Raw genomic sequence first — 15,271 nt, 5'->3', positions numbered from 1 at the left:
CCCTCAGAATTTTGCCGCGACCGAAAAGGCGACCGTCCTCGGGGAGCCGAGATAGCCGTCCGTCAGCCAATAATGCGTGTCGGCGACATTGTTGACGTTGACGCGGAAGGTCAAAGGCGTGCCGGCGACGGAAGTCTGATAGCGCAGCCCGAGGTCGAAGGTCGTGTAGGCTGGAACTTTCAGCGTATTGTATATGTCGGCATAGAAGTTTCCGACATGATTGACGCCGCCGGTCAATGTGAGGCCGCGCAGCCATGGAAAATCATATTCGGCGTAGAATTTCACCATATGATTCGCGACGTCCCACGGCCTCTTGTCTTCAAGCTTGGGAGTGGAAGCGTTGGTGACGCGCGGATCGAAGATGGTCACGCCGCCGAGGAGAGTGAGCGAGTCGAGGACCTTTCCGGAGACGCCGAGCTCGACGCCACTATGACGCTCGCGGCCGTCCTGCACGAGCGTGCGCGTTCCGTTGGCGTTGGATTGGAGAAAGGCGTAGCCGCGCTCCGTGTCAAAATAGTTGAAGGTGAAGAGCGCGCCGCCGAGTTTCGCCTTCACGCCCGCCTCATAGCTGGTCGAGCGCGTGGGCGGCATGATTTCGCCGGCGTTGGTGGCGTTGTTGGGCGCGACCTGCCCCTGATCGAGGCCCTCGAGATAGGAGAAATAAGTCGAGAGCCAGTCGGTCGGCTTGACGAGCACGGAGGCCGCCGGAACCCAGGACGATTTCTCGTAAGACGCCTGCCGCACGCCCGTGTCGGGATTATAGGTGAATTGGTTGATCGTCGCCCGCGTCACGCCGGCCATGATCGTCAGATAATCGGTTATGTCGATCTGATCGCCGACGAAGAGATTGAGATTTTGCGTCGTCTGCCGCAATTCCTGCGAGCCGTCGAGGCTCGTCAGATAATTGGGTTTCCAAATATAGACCGGGCCGACGAGAACGCTGCTGGCGCTCGGATAATAGGGCGTGTCCTCCGTCCACCAATTGCGCGGCACGGAGAAATTCTGCGATACGCCATTGGCGCCGAAAGTGAGCGTATGCTCGGCGCCGAATGTGTCGAATTTGGCGTCGAGATATTGATATCCCGACATGGTCGATCTCTGAAAGCCGTCCGACGCCCATACGGTCTGATCATAGGTTCCGTTGGAAGCGACGAAATCATTTTCAGTCGCGAGGAAGGACGACTTCTGGTCGGCGAAGCGGAAACCCGATCGCGATGTGAGGAAGGGTGCGATCTTCCAGGTGAGCGTCGTGTCGGCGTGAACGGTCTGCGCGTGATTGTAAGTCCATTTCTGGCTCCAGTTCCGCGATGGGTCGGGAGTCGCCGGATAGTTCGGCGTATCGTAATAGACGCCCCAACTGGCTTCGAGCGCGTGGATGAGATTGTTGCGATAGCCGGCCTCCACTTGCAACAGCGCATCGGGCCCGAGATGGACGTCGACCGCGGCGGTGATGAGCTGACGGCTGATCGTCTGGTCGGATATGAAGGTCGGGCCATATTGCTCGACGATATTGATGCGATAGCCGATCTCCGGATGGCCCGGAACCGGCCCGCCGAAATCGCCATGCACATAGCCCGACGTGTCGTTGAAGGCGCCGGCCGTCACATTGGCGAGCGGCGTCGCGGTCGGACGCTTCTGGACGAAATTGATCATGCCGCCCGGCGAGTTCTGGCCGTTCAGAAACCCGGTGACGCCCGTTACGACCTCGACGCGCTCCTTGTCTTCGAGGTCTTGCACATTGGAGCCGAGCGTCTTGAATCCGTCTTGCGTCTGCAAGACGCCGCTGCTCGAGCCGAAGCTCGCCGTGCCGAAGCCGCGGATCGTCACGCCGGCCGTATCCGTGTAGCTCGCCGGGACGTAATTCTGGATGAAGGGCGAGACCTTGGCGAGATCGGTCAGCGAATAGACCTGGAGATTTTCGACGAGCTCGCGCGACAGGACGCTCACATTGAGCGGCGTGTCGAGTATGCGTCTCTGGCCGAGCGGGCCGAGGCCGGAGAGAAGCGAGGCGGCGTAGCCATCCGCGGCCGATCCGTCGCTTTGCAGCTTCTGGTCCGGCGTTCCGGCCGCGGGAGCGGCGACGTCGATCGGCGGAAGCACGGCGGCTTCGCTCGCATCGGATGTTTGGCCGGGCAGCGCGAAAGCGGGCGTCGCGCTCACGCAAGACGCCGCCAGGCATGCGAGGCCGACGATGCGCCGAATGTCGGTGTCGGCGCGTCGGTTTCCAGGGCGAATTCTCTTGGCCATTTTTCCACCTCTCGGAGTTCGTGGCGAACGGACGCGCGTCTCCCATGACGCGAGCGAGGGCGCGCGAAGGTTCGAATTTCGTCGTCTTGCAGAACTGTCTCGGCGCGGCGTTACCAGGGCGTCGCGACGATGCGACGCCATGTCGCGTTCATCGCCTTGTCGAGTGCGGCGGCAAGGCAGGCGAAGCCCTCATATCCCCAGAAGGCGTTGCCCTTCCGATCGAAAAATGGGGAAAATGGCAGGGCGATCTGACCACGCTTGCGCCATTCATATTCGCCGCGCGTCTCGCCGTCGCCGAAGTGCAGAACGAGATCGGGCCTGGCTTCCAATAGATAGGCGTCGATGGCCTTCTCGTCGGGATTATCCATGTCACATTTTACGCGCGGCGTTCGCCTCTTGCCGGTCTTCCCGATCCAGCCGGACGCGTCGCCTATGCGCAGCCCGAGAAGGCGATAGGGTTCGAGCTGCGTCTCCGTCATGGGACGAAAATGCAGCACGAGCTTGTTCTCGAGGCGTGGCCGGTGGCGTTCGATCGTCTCGCGCACCAGCGCTTCGCCGCGCGCGATCGTCTGTTCGGCGCGCCGCGCCGTGCGGCGATCGAAACGTTTCGCGATCGCGCGGAGAGAGGCGGTCGTCGAGGCCGGGCTCTCGAAACAGGTCCAAATGATCGGAGCCGAGAACCATTGCCGCAGGAGGTCCGCGTAACCGCCTCGCATGTCCTCCTCCAGCACCTCGACCTTCCCCGCAAAGCCGACGACGAATCGGCAGTCGCCGACGCTCGCAAGGTCTAAAGTCGAAGATTGCGTGACCTCGTGAACGGGTTCGAGCCCCATTTCGGCGAGCAGACGGGACACGATCCAGACGAGCGCCGTCGCCTCGCGGCTATAGGGCAGGGCGACGCGCCTGTCGTTCCGCGCTCGGCGGCCGAACAAGAGCGCCGCCGAGCGCAAAGCGGCGGCCGTCTCGACCGCCCAGGATTTATAGGCGCCGAGCGGCAGGACGAGCTTTTGCGTCTCCCGCATTTTGGCTTTCGCTATGCCCTTGACGTTCGAGTCGAGGAGAGCGACCGGGTCCTCGCTCGCGACGGCGACGCCGCGCGCCAGGGGAAACAGTTCGACGAGCTCGTCCATGGCGCGGCGGAGCCGTTTGTCGCCTCCGTCGTCGAGATCGTCCCATCGAAGGTCCGTACAGGCATGAAGCGCGCTGAAACTCTCGATCCCCTGAAAATGGCCGGGCGCATGTAGCCGCATGCTCTGCCCATAGGCGCCGCAGCCGACCGGTCCATGCTCGAGCGCGATCATGTCGAGCGCGGAGGCCCAACTGGCGACGCTACGGCCGTAGAGTCCGCCGGAGCAGAAATCGATCTTGCCGGCCTCCGGATAGGAAGGCGGAGTCAACCATCGAGGCTTCTCCGGGTCGACGCGCCTCTTCTCCGATTGCTTTTCGCGGTCGTCGACGTGGCGTTTCGGCTTTCGTCCGCGTGGATCTTTTCGATATAATGGAGTTTCGGGTTCCACGAGGCTTTGACAGTCGGCCTGCAGTGACGGGAGCATGTGGGAAATGCCCACCGTTCCCGCGGAAGGTCCCGTGCGCCATCGGATCGGCGAGCCTTTTTCCGACTTCGGCAGGAAAGGGTTAGGAGAGGGGATTCGCATTCGGTCGTCTCATCAGGTAACTCGGCTATATAACGAGGCGACCGCCTTCGACTGTCAATCGGTTTTTTATTTGTCTGTAAAGGAATAGAGCAGTGTTACAAAGTAAACACCGCTCTGCTGATTTCGAACAGTGTCGTCATTCGGGAGCCGAGCGCGGAATGACGACGGCAGGTCGAGCGAAAGGTCGCGAATAGTCGGATGGCGTCACAGTCGAAAGGCTTTCGGCTATACGAGGAGATGCCGTAGGGGCGGGCTCCGCGAAAATTACGTCGAGCCTGGGCAGATAGGGTTCGCGCGAACTCTGCCTTGTCCTGAAGAGGTCTGAGCGTTGTCCTCACAGAATTTTTCGAACCAGTCCGCGGCTGTGGCCAGTCAAGGCGCATGATCTCGTTGATCGTGACGCCTTGCTTATAGCCTGCCGCGAGGAGCTCGAATCGGATGAATCGGTTGTGATTCCTTTGGTGTGACCTGATTCTGCCGGAGGTCGCGATGTGGAGCAACGAAAACCGGGGTCGCTACGACCGCAGCGGCGCTGTGGATATCGGCGGCGATTTCACTGATTTGGAGACGAGTTCCGTGCTCACTATATTTGTAGCGCTGGTATATTGGCCTGGCTCTGACCTGCCCCTGAGAAATTCCTCCACCGGTGCCGGACGGACACGATGAAGTAGCGGTTCAGGGAAGAGCAGATCGTCTGGATTTTGCGAGAGCAGGAAGGCTGTGGACCTGGGCCGGCCAAGCGATAGCGGGCGTCGCGTCGCCGCGGCGATCCAGAAATATCTCGATCCTCGGGCCGCCTTGCGCCGCCGCCGCGCGAAAGGCCCGCGCGCCCTTCCAAGGCGGAGCGCCGCCAGCGCGCCCTCGATGTGCTTGCAAGTCCCGAGCGCATTGACCGGGTGATCGATGCAGCCGCAGGAATTCGCGAAGCCGTCTTTCGGACGACCTTGCTCGCCTCCCTGCGCGCTTTACGTCACAGCGGTCGGCCGCAGGGTCGTGGTGCTCAGGGCCTTTGTGAAGAAGACCCCGCCACGCGCCGAAATCGAGTTCGCATTGCGTCGAGCAAAGGAGGTGACATGGCCATTCCATTCGAAAAGATCAAAGCTCGCCTCATGGCCAACTCCACGGTCAAGGCCGAATACGACGCGCTCGCTCCCGAATTCGAGATTTCCACGGAGCTGGTCTAAGCCCGCCTTCGCGCCGGCCTCTCTCAGGCCGAATTGGCTACACGCATGGGCACCAGTCAGTCGGCTATCGCTCGGCTGGAGAGCGGGCACACGTTGCCGAGCACGAAGACGCTTCTGCGTTTCGCCGAGGCCACTGGTAGCAAGTTTCACGTCCGTCTCTCTGCAGCTTGACCCCCTATCGAGTCGGGAGCGCGTTCAAGCGCAGCAACGGAGACAATAGCGGACGTTTAGGTGTTGTGGAGAAAGGCGATAGCGCTCCTCCGCTACCACAAACAGAATTTAACACATAATTTCATATAGTTATAGATTTGCAGACCCGCCGATTACGCGCCGTGCTGCTACGAAGCCGCTACCATCAGCATGGCGTGCCTCTCGAATTCGTCGGGCGGCTGGCTGCTGACATTGGGCGCCTATCAACATTCGCCGGCGTCGCTCGCAGCCAGCTGAAGGAACGCGGGCGTCACTTCGATCGCACGCCGATCAGCAAGCCGCTATCCGCTGCGGAATTTTCGCTCGATCCCGTGACGACGGCGGGCTTTGTCGCGAGCGTCAGCGCACGGAGACGAGTGGCATTGACACCCAGACGCGTCAACTCCGCGACCACGGCCTCCGCCCGCCGCTTCGACAGCTTCTTGGCGTCGCCATAAGCCGCGACCGTCGCTCTGGCGCCAGGATGAGCGGCCAGAAGGTCGGCGACCGCCCGCAATTGCGTCTGCGCGGCGGGCTGAAGGCCCGCTCCGCGCGGCTCGAAAGCGATGCGGTCGAGTTCGAACCAGACGAGTTTTCGCGCGGGAGGCGCCTCGCCGACTAAGAACGCGCGCAACTTCGACTCCACCCCTTCGCTCGCAGCGACGCTGGATCGCGCGTCCGCCTTCTGCGTTTCGGCCGATTGCTCCGTCGGGAGAGGAGCGGCGGCCCCGGCCGATGGCGCCGCCTCGTTCTGCGCCGACGGAGCCGCCGGCGTCTCGCCGGCGGGAGGGCTCGGTCGCCATTGGAGCCACGCCAGGGCCGCCGCGATCGCCAGCGTGGCCGCCGTCGCTCCCGCCAATGTCAGGCGTCTCGATCCTTCCGGGCGGCGCAGGGCGCCGGCGGCGGCCGGCTCATCGATATGCGATCGGCGCAGCCGTAGCGAGTTGGCGATCACGCTCACCGACGAGAGCGCCATGGCGGCGGCGGCGATCGTCGGCGACAGCAGTAGGCCGAAAGTTGGATAGAGCACGCCGGCGGCGACGGGCACGCCCGCGGCGTTGTAGAAAAAGGCGAAGAAGAGATTTTCGCGAATGTTGCGCATCGTCGCGGCCGAGAGGCGCCGGCCGCGGACGATGCCCAGCAGATCGCCCTTCAGCAAGGTGACGCCGGCGCTCTCGATCGCGACATCGGTTCCCGTCCCCATGGCGATTCCGACATCGGCGGCGGCGAGCGCCGGCGCGTCATTGACGCCGTCGCCCGCCATCGCGACGACGCGGCCGGCCGCCCTCAGCCGGCTCACGACCTCGCTCTTGTCCTCGGGCAGTATCTCGGCTTCGACCTCGTCTATGCCGAGCCGCTTCGCCACCGCGCGCGCCGTCGTCCAATTGTCGCCCGTCAGCATGACCACGCGGACGCCGTCCTTCCGCAGCGCCTGCAAGGCGGCGGGCGTCGTCTCCTTGACGGGATCGGCGATGCCGATCACGCCGGCGACGGCGCCGTCGATGGCGACGAAAATCGCCGTGGCGCCGTCTGCTCTGAGCCGCTCGGCGTCCGCATCGGCGGCCACCGCGTCGATGCCGATCTCGTCCAGGAAGCGGCGATTGCCGATGGCGATCGATCGGCCTTCGATGACGCCCGTCACGCCTTTGCCGACTGGCGAATTGAAATCCCTCGCTTCGGAGAGTTCGAGCCCGCGCGCCAGCGCCGATTGCACGATCGCCTGCGCCAGCGGATGCTCGCTCGCGCGTTCGAGGCTCGCCGCGAAGCGCAGAAGCTCGTTCTCGACGAGCCCCGCGGTCGGGCGGACGGCGGTCACTTGCGGCTTGCCCTCCGTCAGCGTGCCGGTCTTGTCGACGACGAGCGTGTCGATCTTCTCGAAGCGCTCGAGCGCCTCGGCGTTCTTGATGAGTACGCCGCTCTGCGCGCCGCGTCCGACGCCGACCATGATCGACATCGGCGTCGCGAGGCCGAGCGCGCAGGGGCAGGCGATGATGAGGACGGACACGGCCGCGACGAGGCCATAGGCCATGCGCGGCTCCGGCCCCCATATGGCCCAGGCGATGAAGGCGAGGACGGCGACGCCGATGACGGCAGGCACGAACCAGCCGGAAACCTGATCGGCGAGGCGCTGGATCGGCGCACGGCTGCGCTGCGCCGCGGCGACCATCTCGACGATGCGAGCGAGCATCGTGTCGCGGCCGACCTTGTCGGCGCGCATGACGAAGCCGCCGCTCTGGTTGAGCGTGCCGCCGATGAGCCGGTCGCCGGCGCCCTTTGTCACCGGCAGGGACTCGCCCGTGACCAGAGATTCGTCGACAGAGCTGCGGCCGTCGAGCAGCGCGCCGTCGACGGGAATCTTTTCGCCGGGCCGCACGCGAAGCCGATCGCCGACCGCGACATTTTCGAGCGGTATGTCCTCGTCCGATCCATCGGCCGCGACGCGCCGCGCGGATTTCGGCGCGAGATCGAGCAAGGCGCGAATCGCGCCGCCCGTCTGCTCCCTGGCGCGCAACTCCAGCACTTGGCCGAGCAGAACGAGGACAGTGATGACCGCGGCGGCCTCGAAATAGATCGGGACCGAGCCGTCGGCGTTGCGGAAGGCCGGCGGAAACAGCGTCGGGACAAAAGTCGCGAGCACGCTATAGGCCCAGGCGACGCCCGTGCCCATCGCGATGAGCGTGAACATGTTGAGATTGCGCGTGACGAGTGACCGCGCCGCCCGCGCGAAGAAGGGCGCGCCGGCCCACAGCACCACCGGCGTCGCGAGAACAAATTGAATCCAATTGGATATGTGCGGCGGGAGGAAATGGTGAAGGCCGAAAAGATGTCCGCCCATCTCCAAAACGAAGACAGGAACGGCGAGAGCGAGGCCGATCCAGAAGCGCCGCGTCATGTCGACGAGCTCCGGGCTCGGCCCGGTCTCGGCGCTCGCGACGACGGGTTCGAGCGTCATTCCGCAAATCGGGCAATTGCCCGGCTTCGGCTGGCGGATTTGCGGATGCATCGGGCAGGTGTAGATCACGTCCGGGCGAGAGCTTCGCCCGGCGCTTTCTCCGAGCGTGGTCCTTGACGGAGCGGGCGCACGCTCCTCATGCGAGTGATGGTGGGCGTGCTCATGGGCCATCGGAGAACCCTTCAGAGACAATGGAGCGCCGGTCGCGGCATTCGGAACGGCGGGTCATCGATTGAAAAACCAGAATGCGACGCTCAGCGCGACGCTGACGATCAGCGAAGTCGTGATGGGAATATAGAGGCGGAAATCGCCGCGTTCGACCACTATGTCGCCGGGCAGGCGGCCGAGGCCAAACCGCTCGCCGACGAGCCAGACCAGCCCGACGAGGATCAAAACGATTCCGGCGCCGATCAGAAGCTTCGGCATTTCGGCCTGTCCCACGTCACGGCATCTTCGACGGCAATCGGATTGTCTCGCCATCGACGATGAATTCGCCATAGCCTTTATGATGGATGGTCTTCGCCTTTTCGCGCTGCGGATCGATCCATGCCTTCAGACCTTCCAGCACGAATAGGCCGTAACGGTTCACGAGCCTCGTGTCGACGGCCCGGCATTCGACATTGGCGAAACAATCGGCGATCAGCGGCGGCGCCACATGCTGCGCTTTCGCCGTGGTCAGCCCGAAGGACGCGAATTTGTCGACATCTCGCCCCGAGCAATTGCCGATCGCGACGACTTTCTCGGCGAGCTCCGCCGGGGGAATGGCGATCACGCATTCCTTGGTCGCTCGCAGCGCGGCGAAGCTGTGATCGCGATTGCTGACGACGCAGGCTATGAGCGGCGGCTCGAAGTCGACCATCATGTGCCACGACATCGCCATCACATTGGGCCGCCCGTTTCGCGCCGTCGTGAGCAGCACGACAGGCCCAGGCTCGAGCAGCTGATAGACTTGCGATAAGGACAGGTCATTCACGTCGATTACCCTTTCGAGGAGCGCCGAACGCGGCCATGAGAACACTCGCCCGCTTGGCGCCGGGGCGCCGAACTGAAGTTAACGCGATTAACGGATGTGGATTTGTTTAATTCCATGGCGGCGGAATTGTTTTGACTGTCAGTGCTGACGCGCCAAGGCAAACGAGCCGTAGCTCATAGCGCGCGCCGATCGCTATCAGATCGTCGACTTCGATCATCAGGACGAAGGGGTGTCTGTTTCTCGTCGAATATGAGCCTCGCCGTCGATCCACTGCCGCCTCGCGTCTCACCAAACTCGAATGATCCTCCGTGAATTTCCGCAATGCGGCGCACGATCTTCAGGCCGAGGCCGGCGCCTTGCCGACTGGCAGGGACGACTTCCGACGCGAGGCTCCCCGCCTCATCACGAACGCAAAATTCGGGGCCCGGTCCAGCTTCCACCGTGATCACGGCGCGAGCGCTCGTGTGACGGATGGCGTTTTCCACCAAATTGCGAAGCGCGTTCTCGATCAGCGCATGGCGCCCCCAAAACGGTTTCGCCCCCTTGTCGACCAACTCGATGCTTCTGCCGGATTCATAAACGATCGGAGCCAGAGAGGTCACGACACTCTCCGCGATCCCCGCCGGCTCGATGGCCTCGAGCGGATCGAGATCGGCATTTTCCAATCGGGCGAGGGTCGTCATCTGCTCCAACAGCCGATTGAGCGCGTCGAGATCCTGTTCCACTTTCCTCGCGCGCGGGTCGGCGATTTTTTCGAGGTCCAGCCGGGCGGCCGCGATCGGCGTCCTCACCTCGTGCGAAATCGCCGAAGTGAAGATCTTCTGGGCCTGGACGAGTCCGCGAACCGTGTCGAAGCTCGCGTTCACCGCTTGCGTGAGCTTGGCGATCTCCCGAGGCATGCCGGTTGTCGGCAGCCGGGAGCCGGGGGCGATCGGATCGAGGCCGGCGGCGAGGTCGGCGGCGTCTTTTACCGGCTTCAGAGCTCTTCTGATCGAGAGCGTCGTCGCGCCCAGCACGACGACGAGCATCAAGCTCATCGGAAGGAGCATGTGATCGATGACCTCGTGACCGAGCACGCCGGTCAGCACGCTATCGCGGTCCCGGACGATAGCGACGTCGATGAGGATCAGGGCGTCCTTCTCGCCGAACGAGCGACCTCCTGCGACACTCGAGGGCTCGCCGGGCTGAATTCGGGTCACCCAGAACTCCATCGGCGTCGAGCCGAGAGGAAGGAAGCGGCCGTCGCATTGGCCGGAGCAGTTAGAGAAAAGAATCGCGCCGGCTCCGGTTCGCACCCTGGCGAAATAGTCGCCATCGGCGTGGCCGTATCGTCCTCTCATATCCGCAGGAAGCTCGAATTCCAGATGGCCGTCGAGGCGCTGAACCCCTCGATAGAGCGAGCTTGTTTCGCTTTGGATGATGTGGCGTCCGATTTGCTGCTCGTCGAGCCAATATTCGGCAATCACTCCGATCAGCTGCGCCAACATCGCAAGCGCGGAGAACAGGACGATGCGACGCACGACGATCGTGACGAGCGAAGGGGCGGCGCTCGTCACTTTGTCTTCTCGCGCAAGAGATAACCGACGCCGCGCACGGTTTCGAGCGATATGCCGGTCTCCTGTCCCTCGAGCTTTTTCCTCAGACGCGAAATGGCCATTTCCACGGCGTTGCTCGATCGTTCGTCGCCGAACTCCGACAATGCGTGCTCGAGTTTCCGTTTGTTCGTGACGCGTCCTGCGTCGCGCATCAGTATCTCCAATACGGTGCGTTCGCGGGGCGCCAATGAGAGCTCGACATCGCCGCATTTGACCGCGCCGGCCGCCACGTCGAAAACCAATAGGCCCGCGGTCATCACGGGCATCTCCGTATTCGGCGATCGTCGCAGCAAGGCGCGGCAGCGCGCGAGGAATTCACCGTGATTGAACGGCTTGACGAGATAATCGTCGGCGCCGGCGTCCAGCCCCGCGATGCGTTCGTCGACGGCCCCGCGCGCGGTCAAAACAAGGATCGGAGTTTCATTCTTGGCGCGACGAATACCTCGGATCAGGTCGAGGCCGTCGCCGTCCGGGAGGCCGAGATCCACCAACAGGAGATCATAAGGCGCCAACGCGATCGCCTCCTGGGCTTCGCTCAGTGAGGCGACGGCGTCGATGCGCCAGCCGGCGCCATGGACGGCTTCCGTGAGCAGCTCTCTGAGGCGAGCCGTATCCTCGACGAGCAGCAGCCTCATAGGCGCTTGTAGCCTGTGATCATGGACATGATCAGGTTCTCGCTATGCCTCCAGCTTTCGAACAGCGCGGCCGCGGCATGCAGCCCGGCCATGACGAGAATCGAATTGGCCAGCGCCTCATGGATCTCCTCCAGCGCCTCATTGCCGAAATAGACGTCGAGCGTCAGCATCCACCCGGTTATCGAAACGCCCGCGAGCAGCGCCATGAGCAGGAGGATCATCATCGCGCCCGCCGGATTATGACCGACGAACCTTTGCTCCTTTCCCCTGACGAGTGCCCGGACATAGGCGATAAGAGTCGATGGCCTCGGCACAAAATCGCTGAAGCGGGCGCGCCGCGAGCCAATGAAGCCCCATGCTACACGGACGACGAGGGCCGCCGCGACGGCGTATCCGATAGAGCGATGCCAAGTCTTGCCGTCATCGAGGACGAAGAGGTCCAGAAAACAGCCCGCGACCACCGTCCAATGGAAGAGCCGGACCACCGCGTCCCAGACCAGCGCCTTCTGGGGAGACCGGGAGGCGGACGAAACCGCCTCCCGGTCGGCTTCGGAGCGAGTCATTTTCAGCCTCCGATATTGGCTTTTACGACGGCGCCGGTGACAGGATCGAAGTAGACCTCGGCCTTTTTGCCGTCCTTGGCGTAGCCATAGATCTCGTAGCAGTCGCCGGAGACCTTGAAGGTCCGGATCCGCTCATAGCCCAGTTCCGCGACCTTGGCCTTCATGGCCTGTTCGGATAGCCACTTTTCCTTGGGTTCGACGGTGCATTTGGGAGCCGCCAGAGAAAGCTCGGGCGCGACGAGCGCCGCTCCGAGAATCAAGGGTAGGACGATTTTACGCATGCCGATTTCCTTTCTCCGTTCCGCCGGTCCCTAGGCCGACGATACGATGACGGGATATTGCTGCGTCCTTGCTGTCGGTTTGCTGTCGTAAACAACGAATACTGGAAGCCCATGCCGTCTGGCTCTATTTCTGTTTTCCTCTCGGTCTGCGCCTCATCGAGGAAATGCCGCTCGAACGCGGAATCGCCCTCTCCTACGAAACCGTCCGTCGCTGGGCCATGAAATTCGGCTTCGATTACGCTCGCCGTCTGAAGCGAAAGGAGCCGGGCCGGCGCATTGCGGGGATCAGCGCTCCGCTTCGGGAGCTTTTCCTTCCAGCCATTCCCGCCAGATGGCGAGCAGCACGGCGAGAGTGAGCGGGCCGAGAAACAATCCGACGAAGCCGAAGGTGAGCAGGCCGCCCATCACGCCGAGAAAGACGATGACGAGAGGAATGTCGGCGGCGCTGCTGATCAGCAGAGGCTTGAGAATATTGTCGGTCGGATTGACGATGAGCGCGCCCCAGGCGAGCAATCCCAGTCCGGCGCCGATACGATCGGAGAGAAGTAGCCAGACGCCGAGCGGTCCCCAGATCGCCACGGTTCCGACGAAGGGGATCAGCGCCGTCAGCGCCGTCAGCGCGCCGAGCAGAACGGGCGGCCCGGCTCCGATGAACGCATAGCCGAGGCCGGCAATGAATCCTTGCGCCAGCGCGCTGACGATCAGGCCTGAAACCACGGCGTTCGACGTCGTCCCGACTGCTCGGAAATATTGATCCGCCGTTTCCCCCACCACTTTTCGGAGCCCCGCGCGGATCTGCTCGAGCATGAGGTCGCCATCGCGATAGAAGAAGAACAATGCGATCGCCGTGACCCCGAATTGCGCGACGCTGCGGCCGACCGCGCCGACGATTCCCGCGAGCTGGCGCATCCAGGGCTCCAGCCACTCGTTGAGCTGCTGTTTTCGCAACTCCGGGTTGTTCAATACATCGTTCAACGCGTCGTTCAGCAAAGCGCCGATCACCGGCAGGCGCCTGATCGCTTCGGGCAGGACAAGCGGCTCGTCGGCATATTTCGTCGAGAGGTCGCGATAGGCGCCGACCAGTTCGCTCTGCAGATCGACCAGCAGCAGCGACACCGGAACGACGATGAGGACGATCAACAGGATCGTCGTGACCGCGGCGGCGAGATTGCGCCGCTGTCCGCAGAGGCGAAGACTGCGGCGATAGGCGGCGTCGGTAGCGTGAGCGAGAATGGCGGCCCAGGCGAGCGGCGCCCAAAACGGGCTGATGACGACGGCGCCTAGCCCGATCATGCCGGCGAGCAGGATCAAACCGAATATTTGTCGATTTTGCATGTCGCCTCCGTGCTGCGTTCGGACTTATCGAAACTCTCGCAATAAATCTGATTGTGATGGGGGCGTCTAATCGCGGCGATGTCACGTTAACCGATAGGTAGGCCGCGGCGGGCCATTTGGGCGCAATGAACCCACTGACGCCGCGAAGGGACATTTCACTGGGGGCGGTCGCGTGCGAGCCGCCCAGACATTGGTCAATTTGCGGCTGCGGCGGCCTTCGGATCGGCTCACGCTTTCGGTTGAGTCGATCGCACCGGTGGTCGATCCGGCGAACCGCACAGCCATTGGCGCGAGGTTGCGCCGCGCACTCATATGCCCGACATGCATCACCGCCATGATCGTGATCACTGAAATCGTTTCGAGCAGGCGCCCGAGCGCTTCGTCGCTTTCCAGTTGCAGTGCGGCGCGCCTTGTCGTCTCTGGCCAAATCATCGGAGTCTGACGTGCCCCCGAAGTTTCATCCAGCGGCGAGTTGAGTCCCGGCGGTAGATACGCCCGCAGGCGTAGGGTGAGCAACAGGCGATCGGCGGAGCTGGTCCGGGTTGCGCAGCCGATCGCCTGTTGCGGTGAGCGCGGCCGCATAGTCCGCCGGCGTCGCATAGCCGAGGGAAGAGTGCGGGCGCCGGTGGTTATAATCGTGAATCCAAGAGCGGATCTTCTCTCTCGCGTGGTCGAGCCCGAAGAACAGCGTCTCGTTGAGCAGCTCGTCCCGCATGCGGCCGTTGAAGCTCTCACAGAAGCCGTTCTGCATCGGCTGCCCGGCATGATGAAATGCCACTCCACCTTGTTCTCCTCCGACCAGGACAGGACGGCGTTCGAGGTGAACTCCGTCCCATTGTCGGAAACGATCATGCCGGGCTTGCCGCGCCTTTCGATCAGCGCGGACAGCTCACGCGCCACCCGCTTGCCGGAGATCGACGTGTCCGGGATCGCCGCCAGGCATTCGCGCGTTACGTCGTCGACGATGTTGAGGATGCGGAATCGTCGGCCGCTGGCGAACTGGTCGTGCACGAAGTCGAGAGACCATCGGGCATTCGGCTTCGCCTCGACGAGAATCGGCGCCCGTGTTCCCACGGCGCGGCGGCGCGCGCGGCGCTTCCTCACCGTCAGCCCTTCCTCGCGGTAGAGCCGATAGATGCGGTTCTTGCCCGAACGCTCGCCCTGCTGCCGGAGCAAGACGAACAGTCGCCGGTAGCCGAAGCGCCGACGCGCGTTGGCGAGATCGCGCAGCTCGGCTCGAAGCTCGGCGTCGGCCGGGCGCGTCGACGTGTAGCGCGCCGTCTTGCGATCGATGGCGACAATCCGGCAGGCCCGACGTTCCGACAGGCCCATGACGGCCCGAAGGTGCGCGACGGCTTCGCGCTCGAGCCGGGCCCTACCATTTTTTTGACAAGAGCTCCCGAAGCGCCGCCGCGTCGAGCATCTGATCGGCCAAGAGTTTCTTCAGACGGGCATTTTCCTCCTCCAGCGCCTTCAGCCGCTTGGCCTCGGAAACGTCCATCCCGCCGAATTTGGCCTTCCAATTGTAGAGCGTCGTCTCCGAAACCGCGTATTTGCGAGCGAGGTCCGCCGCCTTCGCGCCGGCTTCCTGCTCCCGCAAAATCCCGATGATCTGCTCTTCCGTGAACCGTTTCTTCTTCATCGTGTCCGTCCTGCAATCG

At 63.2% G+C, this 15,271-nt stretch carries 11 protein-coding genes and 2 pseudogenes; 2 read left to right on the top strand and 11 right to left on the bottom strand.

Features of this window, described 5'->3' with window-relative positions:
- Nucleotides 1–3 precede the first annotated feature (3 nt).
- Together AC6IY7_RS08925 and AC6IY7_RS08920 are read right to left on the bottom strand one after the other, a co-directional pair.
- The gene (locus tag AC6IY7_RS08925) at nt 4–2,247 is read right to left on the bottom strand and encodes a TonB-dependent receptor (protein ID WP_497782692.1); all 2,244 of its coding nucleotides are present in this window, start codon (nt 2,245–2,247) and stop codon (nt 4–6) included.
- Nucleotides 2,248–2,357: 110 nt separating this feature from the next.
- Complete coding sequence (locus AC6IY7_RS08920; RefSeq protein ID WP_497782691.1) at nt 2,358–3,644, bottom strand: nitrogenase component 1; 1,287 nt, start codon at nt 3,642–3,644, stop codon at nt 2,358–2,360.
- 1,487 nt (nt 3,645–5,131) lie between these two features.
- Between AC6IY7_RS08920 and AC6IY7_RS08915 the strand changes: the two genes are divergently transcribed.
- Complete coding sequence (locus tag AC6IY7_RS08915) at nt 5,132–5,257, top strand: helix-turn-helix domain-containing protein (RefSeq protein ID WP_497782690.1); 126 nt, start codon at nt 5,132–5,134, stop codon at nt 5,255–5,257.
- Between the two features lie 289 nt (nt 5,258–5,546).
- Here the strand turns inward: AC6IY7_RS08915 and AC6IY7_RS08910 are convergent, their stop codons facing one another.
- The 7 genes from AC6IY7_RS08910 to AC6IY7_RS08880 all read right to left on the bottom strand — a co-directional run bounded on the left by AC6IY7_RS08910 (nt 5,547) and on the right by AC6IY7_RS08880 (nt 12,275).
- Complete coding sequence (locus tag AC6IY7_RS08910; RefSeq protein WP_497782689.1) at nt 5,547–8,399, bottom strand: heavy metal translocating P-type ATPase; 2,853 nt, start codon at nt 8,397–8,399, stop codon at nt 5,547–5,549.
- A gap of 54 nt (nt 8,400–8,453) precedes the next feature.
- Nucleotides 8,454–8,654: a DUF2905 domain-containing protein gene (locus AC6IY7_RS08905; RefSeq protein ID WP_497782688.1), complete on the bottom strand. Its 201-nt coding sequence runs from the start codon at nt 8,652–8,654 to the stop codon at nt 8,454–8,456.
- 16 nt (nt 8,655–8,670) lie between these two features.
- Entirely contained in the window at nt 8,671–9,201 is a 531-nt protein-coding gene (locus tag AC6IY7_RS08900) for a flavin reductase family protein (protein ID WP_497782687.1), read from the bottom strand.
- Nucleotides 9,202–9,374: 173 nt separating this feature from the next.
- Complete coding sequence (locus AC6IY7_RS08895) at nt 9,375–10,757, bottom strand: sensor histidine kinase (RefSeq protein WP_497782686.1); 1,383 nt, start codon at nt 10,755–10,757, stop codon at nt 9,375–9,377.
- Nucleotides 10,754–11,431 carry a response regulator gene (locus AC6IY7_RS08890; protein ID WP_497782685.1) on the bottom strand — a complete coding sequence of 226 codons (678 nt, stop codon included), beginning with the start codon at nt 11,429–11,431 and terminating at the stop codon, nt 10,754–10,756. Before AC6IY7_RS08890 ends, AC6IY7_RS08895 begins: the two co-directional genes overlap by 4 nt.
- On the bottom strand, nt 11,428–11,994 hold the full coding sequence (locus AC6IY7_RS08885; RefSeq protein ID WP_497782684.1) for a cytochrome b/b6 domain-containing protein: 567 nt from the start codon (nt 11,992–11,994) through the stop codon (nt 11,428–11,430). Before AC6IY7_RS08885 ends, AC6IY7_RS08890 begins: the two co-directional genes overlap by 4 nt.
- Before the next feature lie 2 nt (nt 11,995–11,996).
- Nucleotides 11,997–12,275: a PepSY domain-containing protein gene (locus AC6IY7_RS08880; RefSeq protein WP_497782683.1), complete on the bottom strand. Its 279-nt coding sequence runs from the start codon at nt 12,273–12,275 to the stop codon at nt 11,997–11,999.
- Between the two features lie 56 nt (nt 12,276–12,331).
- Here AC6IY7_RS08880 and AC6IY7_RS08875 point away from each other — a divergent pair.
- Nucleotides 12,332–12,550, top strand: a pseudogene (locus AC6IY7_RS08875) (hypothetical protein); the annotation flags it as partial.
- 10 nt (nt 12,551–12,560) lie between these two features.
- Here the strand turns inward: AC6IY7_RS08875 and AC6IY7_RS08870 are convergent.
- Both AC6IY7_RS08870 and AC6IY7_RS08865 read right to left on the bottom strand, forming a co-directional pair.
- Nucleotides 12,561–13,610: an AI-2E family transporter gene (locus AC6IY7_RS08870; protein ID WP_497782682.1), complete on the bottom strand. Its 1,050-nt coding sequence runs from the start codon at nt 13,608–13,610 to the stop codon at nt 12,561–12,563.
- 457 nt (nt 13,611–14,067) lie between these two features.
- Nucleotides 14,068–15,252, bottom strand: a pseudogene (locus AC6IY7_RS08865) (IS3 family transposase).
- Nucleotides 15,253–15,271: the final 19 nt, after the last annotated feature.

This window comes from Methylosinus sp. is20ea, assembly GCF_059718135.1.
Note: the sequence above shows the minus strand (reverse complement) of the source record. Positions and strands in the feature narration are given on the sequence as shown.

Coding starts and splice junctions, on each gene's coding strand:
- AC6IY7_RS08925 (WP_497782692.1), bottom strand. CDS start 2,247: ATGGCCAAGAGAATTCGCCCTGGAAACCGACGCGCCGACACCGACATT.
- AC6IY7_RS08915 (WP_497782690.1), top strand. CDS start 5,132: ATGGGCACCAGTCAGTCGGCTATCGCTCGGCTGGAGAGCGGGCACACG.
- AC6IY7_RS08910 (WP_497782689.1), bottom strand. CDS start 8,399: ATGGCCCATGAGCACGCCCACCATCACTCGCATGAGGAGCGTGCGCCC.
- AC6IY7_RS08905 (WP_497782688.1), bottom strand. CDS start 8,654: ATGCCGAAGCTTCTGATCGGCGCCGGAATCGTTTTGATCCTCGTCGGG.
- AC6IY7_RS08890 (WP_497782685.1), bottom strand. CDS start 11,431: ATGAGGCTGCTGCTCGTCGAGGATACGGCTCGCCTCAGAGAGCTGCTC.
- AC6IY7_RS08885 (WP_497782684.1), bottom strand. CDS start 11,994: ATGACTCGCTCCGAAGCCGACCGGGAGGCGGTTTCGTCCGCCTCCCGG.
- AC6IY7_RS08880 (WP_497782683.1), bottom strand. CDS start 12,275: ATGCGTAAAATCGTCCTACCCTTGATTCTCGGAGCGGCGCTCGTCGCG.
- AC6IY7_RS08870 (WP_497782682.1), bottom strand. CDS start 13,610: ATGCAAAATCGACAAATATTCGGTTTGATCCTGCTCGCCGGCATGATC.